11 protein-coding genes and 2 rRNA genes are annotated in these 17107 nt (G+C 66.4%); 2 read left to right on the forward strand and 11 right to left on the reverse strand.

Annotated features, from left to right (window positions below):
• Positions 1-62: 62 nt before the first annotated feature.
• The 7 genes from OVA02_RS00005 to OVA02_RS00035 all read right to left on the reverse strand — a co-directional run bounded on the left by OVA02_RS00005 (position 63) and on the right by OVA02_RS00035 (position 11393).
• Positions 63-3185, reverse strand: a 23S ribosomal RNA gene (locus OVA02_RS00005).
• Between the two features lie 468 nt (positions 3186-3653).
• Positions 3654-5173: ribosomal RNA gene (locus OVA02_RS00010) — 16S ribosomal RNA — on the reverse strand.
• The 16S and 23S rRNA genes sit together here, the layout of an rRNA operon.
• Positions 5174-5710: 537 nt before the next feature.
• Positions 5711-6727, reverse strand: a complete 1017-nt coding sequence (locus OVA02_RS00015) for a YeiH family protein (RefSeq protein ID WP_056049579.1) — start codon at positions 6725-6727, stop codon at positions 5711-5713.
• A 9-nt stretch (positions 6728-6736) separates the two neighbouring features.
• On the reverse strand, positions 6737-7501 hold the full coding sequence (locus tag OVA02_RS00020) for a fumarylacetoacetate hydrolase family protein (protein WP_267659657.1): 765 nt from the start codon (positions 7499-7501) through the stop codon (positions 6737-6739).
• A 3-nt stretch (positions 7502-7504) separates the two neighbouring features.
• On the reverse strand, positions 7505-8638 hold the full coding sequence (locus tag OVA02_RS00025) for a branched-chain amino acid aminotransferase (protein ID WP_055978278.1): 1134 nt from the start codon (positions 8636-8638) through the stop codon (positions 7505-7507).
• An 8-nt stretch (positions 8639-8646) separates the two neighbouring features.
• On the reverse strand, positions 8647-9732 hold the full coding sequence (locus OVA02_RS00030) for a 3-isopropylmalate dehydrogenase (protein ID WP_055978277.1): 1086 nt from the start codon (positions 9730-9732) through the stop codon (positions 8647-8649).
• A gap of 116 nt (positions 9733-9848) precedes the next feature.
• Entirely contained in the window at positions 9849-11393 is a 1545-nt protein-coding gene (locus tag OVA02_RS00035) for an MFS transporter (RefSeq protein WP_056049581.1), read from the reverse strand.
• Positions 11394-11535: 142 nt separating this feature from the next.
• On the opposite strand from OVA02_RS00035, the gene OVA02_RS00040 reads away from it, so the two are divergent.
• Positions 11536-12102 carry a TetR/AcrR family transcriptional regulator gene (locus OVA02_RS00040; protein ID WP_043593162.1) on the forward strand — a complete coding sequence of 189 codons (567 nt, stop codon included), beginning with the start codon at positions 11536-11538 and terminating at the stop codon, positions 12100-12102.
• Between the two features lie 21 nt (positions 12103-12123).
• Here OVA02_RS00040 and OVA02_RS00045 read toward each other — a convergent pair whose 3' ends face one another.
• From OVA02_RS00045 to OVA02_RS00060, 4 genes are all read right to left on the reverse strand, one after another.
• A complete protein-coding gene (locus OVA02_RS00045; RefSeq protein WP_056049585.1) occupies positions 12124-13185 on the reverse strand; it encodes a lactonase family protein in 1062 nt (353 codons plus the stop codon).
• Positions 13182-13541: a chorismate mutase gene (locus OVA02_RS00050; protein ID WP_082452693.1), complete on the reverse strand. Its 360-nt coding sequence runs from the start codon at positions 13539-13541 to the stop codon at positions 13182-13184. The genes OVA02_RS00045 and OVA02_RS00050 overlap by 4 nt, the downstream gene beginning before the upstream one ends.
• A 119-nt stretch (positions 13542-13660) precedes the next feature.
• The gene (locus OVA02_RS00055; protein ID WP_055978271.1) at positions 13661-14086 is read right to left on the reverse strand and encodes an organic hydroperoxide resistance protein; all 426 of its coding nucleotides are present in this window, start codon (positions 14084-14086) and stop codon (positions 13661-13663) included.
• 64 nt (positions 14087-14150) lie between these two features.
• Positions 14151-15437, reverse strand: coding sequence for an adenylosuccinate synthase (locus OVA02_RS00060; RefSeq protein WP_267658967.1), 1287 nt, complete (start codon positions 15435-15437; stop codon positions 14151-14153).
• A 167-nt stretch (positions 15438-15604) separates the two neighbouring features.
• On the opposite strand from OVA02_RS00060, the gene OVA02_RS00065 reads away from it, so the two are divergent.
• A complete protein-coding gene (locus OVA02_RS00065; protein ID WP_056049590.1) occupies positions 15605-17083 on the forward strand; it encodes a xylulokinase in 1479 nt (492 codons plus the stop codon).
• The last annotated feature ends 24 nt before the right edge of the window (positions 17084-17107 follow it).

Here is a 17107-nt window from a genome sequence, read left to right on the forward strand (position 1 = left end):
CGTATTTCGGGAACCACATAGTGGACGCAAGCAGCTTTCCCCCACCTCTACAGGGAGGGAGTGTTGTCAAGTTATCGGCTTATTAGTACCGGTCAGCTCCATGGGTCGTTAGTCCCCACTTCCACATCCGGCCTATCAACCCAGTAGTCTAGCTGGGAGCCTCTCACCCCTAAGGGTATGGAAATCTCATCTCGAAGCCGGCTTCCCGCTTAGATGCTTTCAGCGGTTATCCGTTCCGAACGTAGCTAATCAGCGGTGCCCTTGGCAGAACAACTGACACACCAGAGGTTCGTCCATCCCGGTCCTCTCGTACTAGGGATAGATCTTCTCAAATTTCCTACGCGCGCAGCGGATAGGGACCGAACTGTCTCACGACGTTCTAAACCCAGCTCGCGTACCGCTTTAATGGGCGAACAGCCCAACCCTTGGGACCTACTCCAGCCCCAGGATGCGACGAGCCGACATCGAGGTGCCAAACCATGCCGTCGATATGGACTCTTGGGCAAGATCAGCCTGTTATCCCCGAGGTACCTTTTATCCGTTGAGCGACAGCGCTTCCACAAGCCACTGCCGGATCACTAGTCCCGACTTTCGTCCCTGCTCGACTTGTCAGTCTCACAGTCAAGCTCCCTTGTGCACTTACACTCGACACCTGATTGCCAACCAGGTTGAGGGAACCTTTGGGCGCCTCCGTTACTTTTTGGGAGGCAACCGCCCCAGTTAAACTACCCACCAGGCACTGTCCCAGAACCGGATCACGGTTCGTAGTTAGATATCCAAAGTGACCAGAGTGGTATTTCAACAATGACTCCACCTGAACTAGCGTCCAAGCTTCACAGTCTCCCACCTATCCTACACAAGCCACTCCGAACACCAATACCAAGCTGTAGTAAAGGTCACGGGGTCTTTCCGTCCTGCTGCGCGTAACGAGCATCTTTACTCGTAGTGCAATTTCGCCGAGTTCGCGGTTGAGACAGCTGGGAAGTCGTTACGCCATTCGTGCAGGTCGGAACTTACCCGACAAGGAATTTCGCTACCTTAGGATGGTTATAGTTACCACCGCCGTTTACTGGGGCTTAAATTCTGAGCTTCGCTTGCGCTAACCCTTCCTCTTAACCTTCCAGCACCGGGCAGGCGTCAGTCCGTATACATCGTCTTGCGACTTGGCACGGACCTGTGTTTTTAGTAAACAGTCGCTTCCCACTGGTCTCTGCGGCCTTTCCCGCTCCGGGAGTAAATCCCATCACGGTTCCGGCCCCCCTTCTCCCGAAGTTACGGGGGCATTTTGCCGAGTTCCTTAACCACGATTCTCTCGATCTCCTTGGTATTCTCTACCTGACCACCTGAGTCGGTTTGGGGTACGGGCGGCTTGAACCTCACGTCGATGCTTTTCTCGGCAGCATAGGATCACTGATTTCCCCCAATCGGGGTACGCATCGGATCTCAGGCGCATTGACGACGGATTTGCCTATCGTCAGCCCTACATCCTTACACCAGGTTCACCTTACGGATACCATCGCCTGGCTCAGCTACCTTCCTGCGTCACACCTGTTAATACGTTAACCGCACCAGCATGGGGTCGAGCGTTAGACCGGCCGGCATCACCCCGAAGGGATCCACTCAGCCGGGTTAGGACTCTTAGCACCACTGGATTAGCTTGGGCGGTTCTTCGCCGGTACGGGAATATCAACCCGTTGTCCATCGACTACGCCTGTCGGCCTCGCCTTAGGTCCCGACTTACCCAGGGCGGATTAACCTGGCCCTGGAACCCTTGGTCTTTCGGAGGACGGGTTTCTCACCCGTCTTTCGCTACTCATGCCTGCATTCTCACTCGTGTGGCCTCCACGGCTGGTTTACACCGCCGCTTCACTGGCCACACGACGCTCTCCTACCACTCCGTACGACTGAACCACGAAGGCTTGTCTATAATACGAAATCTACAACTTCGGTGGTGTGCTTGAGCCCCGTTACATTGTCGGCGCGGAATCACTTGACCAGTGAGCTATTACGCACTCTTTCAAGGGTGGCTGCTTCTAAGCCAACCTCCTGGTTGTCTATGCAACTCCACATCCTTTCCCACTTAGCACACGCTTAGGGACCTTAGTTGGTAGTCTGGGTTGTTTCCCTCTCGACGATGAAGCTTATCCCCCACCGTCTCACTGCTGCGCTCTCACTTACCGGCATTCGGAGTTTGGCTGACGTCAGTAAGCTTTTGGGCCCCATCGGCCATCCAGTAGCTCTACCTCCGGCAAGAAACACGCAACGCTGCACCTAAATGCATTTCGGAGAGAACCAGCTATCACGAAGTTTGATTGGCCTTTCACCCCTATCCACAGCTCATCCCCTCAGTTTTCAACCTAAGTGGGTTCGGTCCTCCACGACGTCTTACCGTCGCTTCAACCTGGCCATGGATAGATCACTTCGCTTCGGGTCTAGGACATGCGACTGGATCGCCCTATTAAGACTCGCTTTCGCTACGGCTACCCCACACGGGTTAACCTCGCCACATATCGCTAACTCGCAGGCTCATTCTTCAAAAGGCACGCTGTCACCCCTACAAGGAGGCTCCAACGGTTTGTAAGCAAACGGTTTCAGGTACTATTTCACTCCCCTCCCGGGGTACTTTTCACCTTTCCCTCACGGTACTTGTCCGCTATCGGTCATCTGGGAGTATTTAGGCTTATCAGGTGGTCCTGACAGATTCACACGGGATTTCTCGGGCCCCGAGCTACTTGGGATCCCCATTCAGCCAGCGCCAGCATTTCGGCTACGGGGTTCGCACCCTCTATGACCAGCCATTCAAAGCTGTTCGCCTATACTGCGCTGTAACTGTTCCTGTCCGGCAGAACAGGACAACGGGTCCCACAACCCCGACCATGCAACGACCGCCGTCTATCACACATGACCGGTTTAGCCTCTTCCGATTTCGCTCGCCACTACTGACGGAATCACTGTTGTTTTCTCTTCCTGTGGGTACTGAGATGTTTCACTTCCCCACGTTCCCTCTACCCGCCCTATATATTCAGGCGGGAGTCACCAGACATAACGCCTGGCGGGGTTTCCCCATTCGGAAATCCTCGGATCAGGGCTCGATTATCAGCTCCCCGAGGCTTATCGCAGATTTCTACGTCCTTCTTCGGCTCCAGATGCCAAGGCATCCACCGTTTGCTCTTAGAAACTTGACCACAAAGTTGCTGCCAGCCAAAGACTGACAGCTCAGTGTTATCTCATTCGCCAACCACACCCAAAGGGCGGATTGGTCTAAGAAATTGCACTTAGTATCACAAACAACAACCAACCCGAAGGCCGGCCCTGCTTGCGACTAAGATGCTCGCGTCCACTGTGTAGTTCTCAAAATACGGGCGGCACCATGATCACCCTGCGATTGATGCAGGACTTTCATGGCCCAGAGGAAAAACCCCCACACTCAAAGCATGGGTGCTTGGTCCCTCAGGACCCAACAGCGTGCACGCCCCCCACCTCGAACACCCTCACCTTCCAGACACCCGAAGGTGCCGTACTAGCGCTGATGCTCTCCGCGAAGAGCCATTGTCAATGTTCCACCCATGAGCGCCGGCCGAAGACATTCGCTTCGAAACCGACTTGACTCGTTGACCCCCGTGTATACCGCGGGGCGAGTACATGCTCCTTAGAAAGGAGGTGATCCAGCCGCACCTTCCGGTACGGCTACCTTGTTACGACTTAGTCCTAATCACCGATCCCACCTTCGACAGCTCCATCCACAAGGGTTAGGCCACTGGCTTCGGGTGTTACCGACTTTCATGACTTGACGGGCGGTGTGTACAAGGCCCGGGAACGTATTCACCGCAGCGTTGCTGATCTGCGATTACTAGCGACTCCGACTTCATGAGGTCGAGTTGCAGACCTCAATCCGAACTGAGACCGGCTTTTTGGGATTCGCTCCACCTTACGGTATCGCAGCCCTTTGTACCGGCCATTGTAGCATGCGTGAAGCCCAAGACATAAGGGGCATGATGATTTGACGTCATCCCCACCTTCCTCCGAGTTGACCCCGGCAGTCTCCTATGAGTTCCCACCATAACGTGCTGGCAACATAGAACGAGGGTTGCGCTCGTTGCGGGACTTAACCCAACATCTCACGACACGAGCTGACGACAACCATGCACCACCTGTATACCGACCTTGCGGGGCGACCATCTCTGGACGTTTCCGGTATATGTCAAGCCTTGGTAAGGTTCTTCGCGTTGCATCGAATTAATCCGCATGCTCCGCCGCTTGTGCGGGCCCCCGTCAATTCCTTTGAGTTTTAGCCTTGCGGCCGTACTCCCCAGGCGGGGAACTTAATGCGTTAGCTGCGACACGGAGACCGTGGAATGGCCCCCACATCTAGTTCCCAACGTTTACGGCATGGACTACCAGGGTATCTAATCCTGTTCGCTCCCCATGCTTTCGCTCCTCAGCGTCAGTTACGGCCCAGAGATCTGCCTTCGCCATCGGTGTTCCTCCTGATATCTGCGCATTCCACCGCTACACCAGGAATTCCAATCTCCCCTACCGCACTCTAGTCTGCCCGTACCCACTGCAGGCTGGGGGTTGAGCCCCCAGATTTCACAGCAGACGCGACAAACCGCCTACGAGCTCTTTACGCCCAATAATTCCGGACAACGCTTGCACCCTACGTATTACCGCGGCTGCTGGCACGTAGTTAGCCGGTGCTTTTTCTGCAGGTACCGTCACTTTCGCTTCTTCCCTACTAAAAGAGGTTTACAACCCGAAGGCCGTCATCCCTCACGCGGCGTTGCTGCATCAGGCTTTCGCCCATTGTGCAATATTCCCCACTGCTGCCTCCCGTAGGAGTCTGGGCCGTGTCTCAGTCCCAGTGTGGCCGGTCACCCTCTCAGGCCGGCTACCCGTCGTCGCCTTGGTGAGCCATTACCTCACCAACTAGCTGATAGGCCGCGAGTCCATCCTTGACCAAAATTCTTTCCAACTCCTAGCCATGCGGCTGAAGCTCGTATCCGGTATTAGACGCCATTTCTAGCGCTTATCCCAGAGTCAAGGGCAGGTTACTCACGTGTTACTCACCCGTTCGCCACTAATCCCTGGAGCAAGCTCCAGTTCATCGTTCGACTTGCATGTGTTAAGCACGCCGCCAGCGTTCGTCCTGAGCCAGGATCAAACTCTCCGTAAAAGAAAAAACAGCACAACCGGAATAGGCCATGACTGCTGAATTTGATGCTGACTAAAGAACAAAACAATCTGACGATTGTTGTTGTCCATCAATCTCAAAGAAACCTAAACACCACTCACAACCCCACCAAAGATGAAGCCACAAGCAATGCCAGGGTATAATTTGGCATTTGACAATGTGCACGCTGTTGAGTTCTCAAAGACCAAACGCACCAGGGACCCAGCCTTGGAAGACCTTTGCCCTGAGCAGTTCTGTAACCTTATGCACTGACCGACGATGCCGAGACCGTGCCGACGCCCCTTGCGGAACGAGCCGTAACTCTACATCATCTTGATCAGTGTTCGCAACTCACTTGGTCCGAGGCTGTGAAGCAACTCGAGGACTTGGAAGTTGGTCCCACTTGAGGGCCGGGGAAGCTTCGCTCCGCCCGCACCTTTGGGGTGACAAGTGATTACTTTACGCAGCCCGAGACGGGTATGGCCAAACTTCGTGCATCCCGGGCGTGTCGCCCGCCACGTCCCCACGGGGACGCCGACGCTACCCCAGGGGCAGCACGAGCACGGCGCCCAGGGACACCGAGGCGATGACGATCCACGAGGCCAGGCCCACGAGGAAGGCGCGGCCGCCGGTGCGGACGAGGCGCTCGAGGCGGATGCCCGACCCGAGGCCGACGAGTGCGAGCCCGAGCAGGACCGACTGGACCGTCCCCGCGATCGCGAGCAGCGCCTCCGGAACCGGGATCACCGTCCGGACGACGACCGCGACGGCGAAGCCGACGACGAACAACGGCACGATCGGCGGCCGGGCGCCGGCGTCGGCACCCCGCCGACGGACCACGGTCGACGTGATCGCCACGATTGGCGCGAGCATCAGGACCCGCGTGAGCTTGACGACGACCGCGATCGCGAGAGCGGCCGCTCCGGCGGTCTGCGCCGTGGCGACCACCTGACCGACGTCGTGCACGCTCGCCCCCACCCAGGCGCCGAACTCGCGGTCGGTCAGGCCGACCCACCCGCGGATCAGGGGCAGGACGGCGATCGCGAGCGTGCCGAACAACGTGACCAGAGCGACGGGAGTCGCGGCGTCCTTGCCACGATCGCGGGTCACGGCACTCATCGCGCCGATCGCCGACGCCCCGCAGATCGAGAAGCCGGCCGCGAGCAGGAGGGGTTGGTCACCGGGGAGCCGGGCCCATCGGCCGAGCAGGTAGGTGACCGCGAACGTGAGCCCGAGGATCGCGATCACGACGACCACCGTCGTCCACCCGAGCCCGGCGACGTCGACGAGGCTGAGCTGGAGCCCGAGCAAGACGACGCCGATGCGCAACAGTCGCTTCGAGGCGAAGGTCAGTCCGGGCTTGGCGCTGCCGTCGATCACCGGGCGGAGGGGCCGGACCTGGGCGGCCGCGATGCCGAGCAGGACGCACCAGGTCAGGACGGGGACCGCCGGCAACACGAGGTGCAGGCCCCACGCCGCCCCGTAGGCGACCCCGGCCAACAGGAGCCCCCGCACCGGATTCGCGCGCGGCGGCGCGTCGACGGCGGCGGGGCTCACCGGGCGGGCCTAGACCCGGTTCTTGGCGGGGTTGATCAACGAGCCGAGGCCCGAGATCGCGACCTCGACGGTCTGGCCCGCCGTGAACGGACCGATGCCGGCGGGCGTGCCGGTCAGGATGACGTCACCCGGCAGCAGGGTGAAGACGTCCGTGACGTACTCGATCAGCTCGGGGATCTTGTGGATCATCTGCATCGTCGACTCGCGCTGCATGACCTCGCCGTCCACCCGGGTCTCGATGGTGGCATCCGCCCAGTCGAATTCGTTCTCGATGTAGGGGCCGAGGGGCAGGAAGGTGTCGTAGCCCTTCGCTCGGGTCCACTGGCCGTCGGCGTTCTGCACGTCGCGGGCCGTGACGTCGTTGGCGACGGTGTAGCCGAACACCACGTCCTGGTAGTCCTCGGCCTTCACTCGCTTGGCGATCGACCCGATGACGATGGCGAGTTCGCCTTCGAAGTCGACCCGGCCGACGTCGGGCGGGAGCTGGATCGAGTCGCCGAAACCGATGACCGTCGTGTTGGGCTTGAGGAACAGGATGGGCGCCTCGGGCGCGGACTGGCCGAGCTCGTCGGCGTGGTCCTGGTAGTTCAGGCCGACTCCGACGACCTTGGACCGCGGGATCACCGGCGCGAGCAACTTGGCCTGACGCAGGGAGACCCGCTCGCCCGTCGTCTCGTACCCGCTGTACATGGGATCACCGGCGAGGACGATGAGCTCGCGCTCGTCGACGATGCCGTAGCGGGGGTCTTCTCCGGGCGTGGCGAAACGGGCGATTCTTCACGCGTCGAGCCTAGTCATCCAGCCGTGGACATCGGGACGGCGGCCGTACTGGATGTCGGTCAGCTCTTCGCGCAGGGACATGGTCAGTTCTCCACCGGTCGCGGCGGGCGACCCGATGTGGATGCCCTCGCCCTTGAGTTCGGCGATCGGGACGACGACGGCGGCCGTGCCGCACGCGAAGACCTCGACGATGTCGCCGGACTCGACGCCGTCACGCCACTCGTCGATCGTCACGCGACGACGCTCGACGCGGTGGCCCCGGGCCTCGGCCAACTCGAGGATCGAGTCACGGGTGATGCCCTCGAGGATCGAGTCGCTGTCGGGGGTGACGAGGGTGCCGTCCTTCTTGACGAGCACCACGTTCATCCCGCCGAGCTCTTCGATGTAGTTGCTCTCGGACGAGTCGAGGAACAGCACCTGCTGGCAGCCGTTCTCGTAGGCCTCCTGCTGCGGCAGCAGGGACGACGCGTAGTTGCCGCCGGTCTTTGCCGCACCCGTGCCGCCCTTGCCTGCTCGGGCGTAGTTCGTGGTCAGCCAGATCGAGACCGGAGAGACGCCGCCGCTGAAGTAGGCCCCGGCCGGACTCGCGATCACGTGGTACGACACCTCGTGGGCGGCCCGGACCCCCAGGAACGCCTCGGTGGCGATCATGAACGGCCGGAGGTACAGGCTCGTCTCGGGGGCCGACGGCACCCAGTCGAGATCGGCCCGCACGAGTTGGCGGACCGACTCGACGAAGTCGTCGGTGCTGAGCTCGGGCAGCGCGAGTCGGCGGGCCGAGCGCTGCAGGCGGCGACCGTTGGCGTCCGGCCGGAACGACCAGACCGAACCGTCGGCGTGCCGGTAGGCCTTCATGCCCTCGAAGATCTCTTGCGCGTAGTGCAGCACCGACGCCGACGGGTCGAGCTGCAGCGGGCCGTACGGGTGGACGGACGCCGCGTGCCACCCGTCGGCGAGGGTCCACTCGATGGTCACCATGTGGTCGGTGAAGTGCTTGCCGAAGCCGGGGTCGCTGAGGATCGTCTCGCGTTCGGCGTCGTCGCGTGCCGTCTCGGACGGCGTCAGCTCGAACTGCAGCGGGAAGTCGGCCGAGTCGTCGGTCGGGGCGGAGACGTTGTCGGTGGTGGTCATGATGCCCTTCAGGCGGAGGCAGACGGGGACAGGGTGCGCACGCGGTCGGCGATCGCCGTGCCGATCTCGTCCGTGCGGCGGGCGGGGACGGACGCGTCACGCGAGGCGCGGTCGGCGATGTCGGCGTCGACGGCCCGGGTGACGCGGGCGGCCGCGTCGGGCAGGCCGAGGTGGTCGAGCAGGAGGGCGACGGAGAGGATCGCCGCCGTCGGGTCGGCCTTCTGCTGACCGGCGATGTCGGGGGCCGAGCCGTGCACGGGCTCGAACATGCTCGGGAAAGCGCCGTCGGGGTTGAGGTTGCCCGATGCCGCGAGCCCGATGCCGCCGCTGATGGCGCCGGCGAGGTCGGTGAGGATGTCGCCGAAGAGGTTGTCGGTGACGATGACGTCGAACCGGGAGGGGTCGACCACGAGGTGGATGGTGGCCGCGTCGACGTGCTGGTAGTCGACGGCGACGTCGGGGTACTCGGCGGCCACGGCGTCGACGGTGCGCTGCCAGAGGCTGCCCGAGAACACGAGCACGTTGGTCTTGTGCACGAGGGTCAGGTGCCCACGGCGACCGCGGGCCTTCTCGAAGGCGAAACGCACGACGCGCTCGACGCCGTGCGCCGTGTTGACGCTGACCTCGTTCGCGATCTCGTGCGGCGTGCCCTGCCGCAGCGCGCCTCCGTTGCCGACGTAGGGACCCTCGGTGCCCTCGCGGACGACGACGAAGTCGACCTCGCCGGGCGCCGAGAGCGGCGACGGGACGCCGGGATGGACCTTGGTGGGCCGCAGGTTGACGTAGTGGTCGAGGGCGAAGCGCAGCTTCAGCAACAGGCCACGCTCGATGATGCCGCCCGCCAGCCGCGGGTCGCGGGGGTCGCCGCCCACCGCTCCGAGCAGGATCGCGTCATGCGACGCGACGGCCGTCAGGTCGTCGTCGGTCAGGATGTCGCCCGTCTCGAGGTAGCGCGCCGCACCCAGCGAGAAGGTCGTGACCTCGAACGTCGCGTCGTCGCCGGCCGCGACCTCGAGCACCTTGAGGGCCTCCGCGACCACCTCGGGGCCGATGCCGTCTCCGGGGATGGCGGCGAGTCTGACGGTGCGGGGCATGGTTCTCCTGGCGTCTCGGGGGGCTCGCCACACTTTACTAGTGGGCAGGTGGGCCGCGCGGGCCCCGCGGCCGGCTCGGGCCACCCGTGCCGGGGTGGCTCGGACGACCCGGGGCCTCAGTCGGCCGAGGAGGCGCGGCGGAGGGTCGTGAGGGCGACCACCACCGCGGCGACCATCACCAGTGCCCCGACCCCGGCCGTGGCGACGAGACCGTGGTCGAAGGCGTCGGTGGCGGCGCGCAGCAGGGGGCCCGCGAGCGACTCGGGCAGCCCGTCGGAGACCGCCACCGCGCCTCCCAGGGTCTCGCGGGCCGCCTCGCCCGCCTCGGTGGGCACGCCGGCGGGCACGACCAGGGCACCCCGGTAGATGGCGGTCAACATGCTGCCGAGCACGGCGGTTCCGAGGACGGCACCGACCTCGTAGGCGGTCTCGGACACCGCCGAGGCAGCCCCGGCCCGGTTCGCGGGCACGGCCGCGATGATCAGGTCGTTCGAGATCGTCTCGGCCGCGCCGACGCCCAGGCCGACGAAGGCGAAGGCCACGACGAACACGACCACGGGGGCCCCGGCGCCGGTGGCGAAGACCGCCGCGTAGGCGAGCGCGGCCGAGGCGAGGCCGATCGCGACGATGGTGCGCGGGCGGAGCCACCGGACGACCCGCACGACGCCGAGGCCCGCCAGGATCATCACCGCGAGACCGGGCACCAGCGTCAGCGCGGCCTGCAAGGGCCGCAGCCCCACGACGAGTTGCAGGTGCTGGGTCGTGAAGAACAGGAAGGCCACGAGCGCCACGACGGCGAGCAGGTTGACCAGGACCGATCCGGCGAACACCGGGTTCGTGAAGAGCCGCACGTCGAGCAGCGGACGCGGGCGGGCGAGCTGACGCCGGACGAACAGCCAGCCCGAGCCCACGCCGACCACCGCCAGGGCGGCGACGGGCCAGACGAAGCCGTCGGTCGCGAGCAGCTTGATCGCCGCGACGACCGGCGCCATGGCCGCGAGCGACAGCAGCACCGAGAACGGGTCGGCCGGCCCCGGCGCGGGATCGCGGCTCTCGGTGAGCAGCAGCGGGCCGGCGATCAGCAGGGGGACGAGCACGGGCACCGCGACGAGGAACACCGAGCCCCAGGCGAAGTGCTCGAGGAGCACGCCGCCGACGATGGGGCCCAGGGCCGATCCGGCGGCGAAGCCCGAGGCCCAGACGGCGATCGCGAGCCGGCGCTGCTCACGGTCGAGGAAGGTGCTGCGCAGCAGCGAGAGGGTCGCCGGCATGATCATCGCGCCGAAGAAGCCCAGCACGGCTCGTGCCGTGATGAGCTGCTCGGCGCTCGTGGAGAACGCGGCGAGCACCGAGACGACGGCGAATCCGCTCGCACCGGTGAGCAGCAGCTTGCGGCGGCCGAACCGGTCGCCCATCGACCCCATGGCCACGAGCAGGCCGGCGAGGACGAGCGAGTAGACGTCGACGATCCAGAGTTGGCCCGCGGCGCTCGGCTGCAGTGCGGTCGAGATCTCGGGCAGGGCGAAGCTCAGCACCGTGTTGTCGACCGAGACGAGCAGCACCGGCAGCATGAGCACGACCAACGCGGCCCACTGTCGTCGGCCGGCACGCGGCGGGACGCCGGTCGGGGTCGTGGCGGTGACGGTGGCGGGGCGGGTCATGGCGTTCTCTCGCGGTCGGTGGAGTGGTGGGTCGATCGACGGTGCGCGCACCGCCTGGCGGCGGCGGCCCGACGAGGGCAGGAGGCGCGGTGCCGACCGTCCGGACGGTACAGTTACACCGTCCAGACGGTACAGTAACAGAATGAGCCCTCGACCGTCAGCCCGGGAATCGATGCTCGACACGTTCGAGACGCTCGTCGTCGACGACGGCGAACGCGCCGCGACCTTCGATGCCGTGGCCGCCGCGGCCGGGGTCTCGAAAGGCGGCCTGCTCTACCACTTCCCCACGCGCGAGGCGCTGGTCGACGCCCTCGTCGACCGCCTCACCGCGCTGCTCGACGACGACGTCGCGGCGATGACCAGCGCGCCGGAGGGCGTCGTGGACTACTTCGTCCGCACCTCGTCACCCGCGGCCATCCCGGCCGACGACCCGCTCGACCGCTGCATCACCGCCGTCTCGAACCTCGCGTCGAGCGGACGCCACCCCCGGGCACTCGAGGCCCTCACCGCCATGCAGTCCCGCTGGCACCAGGTCGTCCTCGACGCCGTCGGCGACCCCGCGGTCGCCCGGGTGGTGTCGCTCGTCTCCGACGGGCTCTACTTCACGCCGCGGCCCTTCTCACCGGTGGACTCGGGCGGTGACCCGCGCCATGACACGTCGATCGACGACGTCATCGCCGTGCTGCAGCGTCTCGTGCCGCGACGCTGACCCGTGCCTCCTGCGGTCCGGTCAGACGGCGACGATGCAGGCGGGGCTGCCGAGGGTGAACAGGTCGACGGGGGCCCCGGGCAGACCGGTGGCCTCGTCGACGGGCAGCACCGAGACGGTGTCGGAACCCTGGTTGGCGCAGTAGAGCAGGCCGTCGGCGATGGTGAAATGCCGCGGCCACTCGCCGCCGCACGGCACCTGACCGACCAGGCGGAGCCTCGAGGGCTCACCGCCGTCGGACCCGCCCTCGGCGTCGACCGAGGTCTCGAGCACGCTGATCGTGTCGCGGCCGCGCGTGGCGACGTAGACCCGCGAGTCGTGGACGGCCAGGTGCGACGGGAGGTCTCCCCGCTCGTCCGGCTCGCCCTCGACGACCGCCACCGAGTACGGGATGACGAGCTCGTCACCCTGCCTCCGGACGACGTACAGACGGGCGTCGAGCTCGCCCACGACGAGCAGGTCGTCGCCGAGGAAGGCGAGGTGCCGCGGGCCCGAGCCCGCGGGCATCGGGTGCACGCCGACGATCGACGGTTCGAGCGTGACGACGTCGACGGCGACCTCGATCAGCCGGTCGGTGCCGAGGTCGCTGACCAGGTGGGTGCCCCACGGGGTCGCGACGATCTGGTGGGCGTGCGGCCCGCCCTGGCGGTCGGCGACCGGGCCGGAACCCGACGGGAGCGCGACGGTCGCCGTCACGCGTGCCGGGTCGGTGGCCTCGGAGCTGAGCACGCCGAAGGTGCCGCCGACGTAGTTCGCGACGAGCAGGGCGTTCGAGGCCGGGTCGTGGGCGATGTGACAGGGCGAGGCACCGCCGGACGCCGCGACGCCGGCCTCGACCAGGCGGCCCGCGGCGATCGTGTACGACAGCACGCGGCCCTCGTTCGTCTCGGCGACCGCGTGCAGGGCCCCCTCGGTGACGACGAGGAACGACGGGTCGTCGGCCTCGACGACCTGCCCAGCCTGCCAGCGACCGTCGGCCCTCGACCGCTCGAGGACGGTGATGCCGAGGCCGTGGCCACCGCTGACCGCGGTGTACGAACCGACGTAGAGACGCTGGGGGCCGGACGGGCCGAGGTCGCTCATGCGCGGCCGGCGGTGGGGTCGTCGCCGGCGGCGATGCGCTCGTGGTGGTGGATCACCTCGGCGACGATGAAGTTCAGGAAGGACTCGGCGAAGGCCGGGTCGAGCCGGGCCTCTTCCGCCAGGCGACGCAGGCGCTGGATCTGCACGCGCTCGCGTTCGGGATCGCTCGCCGGCATGCCCGCCGCCGCCTTGAGCAGGCCGACGGACTGCGTGTACTTGAACCGTTCGGCGAGCATGTGGACGAGGGCGGCGTCGATGTTGTCGATGCTCTGGCGGATGCCCGCGAGTTCGTCGATCGCGCCCTGGTCGGCCGAGCTGAGGGGGCTGTCCGCCCCGAGAGGACTGTCGAGTGCCATGCACCGACCCTATCGGCGCGCCCGACGACGGGGCCGCCGACGGACCGCCACGGACGAAGGAGGCGCGTCCCGCTCTCGCAGGACGCGCCTCCTTCAGGGCCGGGTCGGCCCGGCCGGGATCAGTCGACCAGCGTGAGCGTGACCTCGACGTTGCCACGCGTGGCGTTCGAGTACGGGCACACGTGGTGGGCCGCGTCGGCCAGCTCTTGACGACGCTCGGGCTCGACGTTCGGCGTGTAGATGTCGAGCTCGACCGCGAGGCCGAATCCGCCCTCGCCGTTGCCGCCGATGCCGACGCTCGCCGAGACCTCGGCGTCCTTCGTGTCGACGCCGAGCTTCTTGCCGGCGCCGTGCATGGCGCTGAGGAAGCAGGCCGCGAAGCCCGCCGCGAACAGCTGCTCGGGGTTGGTGCCCTCGCCGGAGCCACCGAGTTCTTTGGGGGGCCGCGTGTCGAAGTCGAGTCGGTCGTCTTCGCTGCGGACGTGGCCGTCACGACCCCCACCGGTGGCGTGGGCGATGGCGGTGTAGGCGATGTCGAGTGTCATGAGGAGAAGACCATACCTAGATTCTGGGAGTTGGCTCGGTGGCGGGTGAGTGTGGTAGCGCGGCTCAGCCGAGCAGGTCGTGCCGCTGCACGATGGCGTCACGGCCCGGGCCCACGCCGATCGCCGAGATGCGGGCGCCACTCATCGCCTCGACGGCGAGCACGTAGTCCTGCGCGGCCTTCGGGAGGTCGTCGAAGTCGCGCGCCCCCGTGATGTCCTCGCTCCACCCCGGGAACTCTTCGTAGATCGGCGTCGCGTGGTGGAAGTCGCTCTGCGAGACGGGGACCTCGTCGTGCCGGACGCCGTCGACGTCGTAGGCCACGCAGACCGGGATCGTCTCGAGGCCGGTGAGCACGTCGAGCTTGGTCAGCACGAAGTCGGTCACGCCGTTGATCCGCGCCGTGTAGCGCGCGATCGGGGCGTCGTACCAGCCGCAGCGGCGAGGACGGCCGGTGGTCGTGCCGAACTCGAAGCCGTTGGCCCGGAGGAACTCGCCCGAGGCGTCGAAGAGCTCGGTCGGGAACGGCCCGGCGCCGACGCGGGTCGTGTACGCCTTGACGATGCCGATGACGCGCTCGATGCGGCCCGGCCCGATGCCCGAGCCGGTCGAGGCGCCTCCTGCGGTGGCGGACGACGAGGTGACGAACGGGTAGGTGCCGTGGTCGACGTCGAGCATGGTCGCCTGGCCCGCCTCGAAGAGGACGGTCTTGTCGGCCTCGAGCGCCTGGTGGATCTCGAGCGCCGTGTCGGCGACCATCGGCTTGAGCCGCTCGGCGAACGACAGCAGCGACTCGACGACCTCGTCGACCTCGATCGCGCGACGGTTGTAGATCTTGACGAGCAGGTGGTTCTTCTGGTCGAGGGCCGCCTCGACCTTCTGGCGCAGGATGCCCTCGTCGAAGATGTCCTGCACGCGGATGCCGACGCGGTTGATCTTGTCGGCGTAGGTCGGGCCGATGCCTCGACCGGTGGTGCCGATCTGGCGCTTGCCGAGGAAGCGCTCCGTCACCTTGTCGAGGGTGCGGTGGTAGTGCGTGATGACGTGCGCGTTGGCGCTGACCCGCAACCGGGAGACGTCGATGCCACGCGCGATCAGCGCGTCGAGCTCGTCGAAGAGCACCTCGATGTCGACGACGACGCCGTTGCCGATGACGGGCGTCACGCCGGGCGAGAGGATGCCCGAGGGCAGCAGGTGCAACGCGTACTTCTGGTCGCCGATCACCACGGTGTGGCCGGCGTTGTTGCCGCCGTTGAACTTGACGACGTAGTCGATGCGGCTCGACAACAGGTCGGTGGCCTTGCCCTTGCCCTCGTCGCCCCACTGGGCTCCGATGATCACCACTGCTGGCATGGGTTTCTCCTCACGTCGGGGGAACGCACCGGGTGAGGTGCACTTGAGTCTACCGACAGGCTCGTCCGGGCCGCCCGGACGGCCCGGGACCCGTCGAGGAGGCGCGGCGCGCGACCCGCGGAACACCGCCGGTGGCCATTTGTGGTCACGTACGACAAACTGTGCCCATGAGTCTCGTCGCCGGGGTCGACTCATCGACCCAGAGTTGCAAAGTCGTCGTCCGTGATCTCTCGACGGGCGAACTCGTCCGGCAGGGGTCGGCCGGGCATCCCCAGGGCACCGAGGTGCCCCCGGCGGCCTGGTGGGAGGCGCTGCTCGCGGCGATCGCGGACGCCGGCGGCCTCGACGACGTCGCCGCGCTCTCGGTCGCCGGTCAGCAGCACGGCCTCGTCGCCCTCGACGCCGAGGGACGCGTCGTCCGCGACGCCCTGCTCTGGAACGACACCCGCAGCGCCCCGGCCGCCCGCGACCTGATCGACGAGCTCGGGGCCGAGCAGTGGGCCCGACGCACGGGCTCCGTCCCCGTCGCGTCGTTCACCGCGACCAAGCTGCGCTGGCTGCGCGACGCCGAGCCCGAGAACGCCGCGCGGGTCGCCGCGGTGGCCCTGCCGCACGACTGGCTCACCTGGCGCCTCCTCGGTTTCGGTCCCGCCGACGAGAGCCCGCTCGGGCCGGACCTCGACGCCCTCGTCACCGACCGCTCGGACGCCAGCGGCACCTCGTACTGGAGCCCCACCGACGAGGCGTACGACCTCGAGCTCTTCGAGCACGCCTTCGGTCGCGGGGCACGCGAGGCCACCGGCTCCCCCGCGGACGACGCCGGGCGCGTCGTGCTGCCGCGGGTGCTGCAGGCCGACCAGGCGGCCGGGACGACGGTCGCGGACGGCCCGATCCCGGCCGGCATCGTGGTCGGCGCCGGCGCGGGCGACAACGCCGGGGCGGCCCTCGGCCTCGACGCCACGGTCGGCGACCTCGTCATCAGCATCGGCACGAGCGGGACGGCCTTCGCCGTCACCGACCGGCCCGTGACCGACCCCGGCGGCACGGTGGCCGGCTTCGCGGACGCCGCGGGTGGCTACCTCCCCCTGGTCGCCACGCTGAACGCGGCCCGGGTGCTGTCGTCGGTCGGCGGACTGCTCGGCGTCGACCACGACGAACTGGCCCGTCTGGCCCTCGCGGCCGAGCCCGGCGCCGGCGGGGTCACGCTCGTGCCCTACTTCGAGGGCGAACGCACCCCCGACCTGCCCGACGCCACGGCGACGCTCTCGGGCCTGACCCTGGCGAGCTCCACCCGCGAGAACCTGGCCCGCGCCGCCGTCGAGGGCATGCTGTCGGCACTGTCCGACGGTGCCGCCGCCGTCCGCCGACAGGGCGTCCAGGCCACCCGCGTCCTCCTCATCGGCGGGGCCGCGCTGAACCCGGCCGTCCAGGCCGTCGCCCGCCAGGTGTTCGACCTGCCCGTCGTCGTGCCCGAGCCGGGCGAGTACGTCGCCGACGGCGCGGCACGACAGGCGGGCTGGGCCCTCTCGGGGACGCGACCGACCTGGACCCCGGCGACCAGCGCCTCCTTCGAGGCCGACCTGCGACCCGCCGTCGGCGAGCGCTACCGGGCCGCGCAGGGGCTGGGGTCGTTGCCCCGCCCGTGACCCCGGTGCGCCGGGCGCGGACGA

This window comes from Frigoribacterium sp. SL97, assembly GCF_026625765.1.
GTDB lineage: Bacteria > Actinomycetota > Actinomycetes > Actinomycetales > Microbacteriaceae > Frigoribacterium.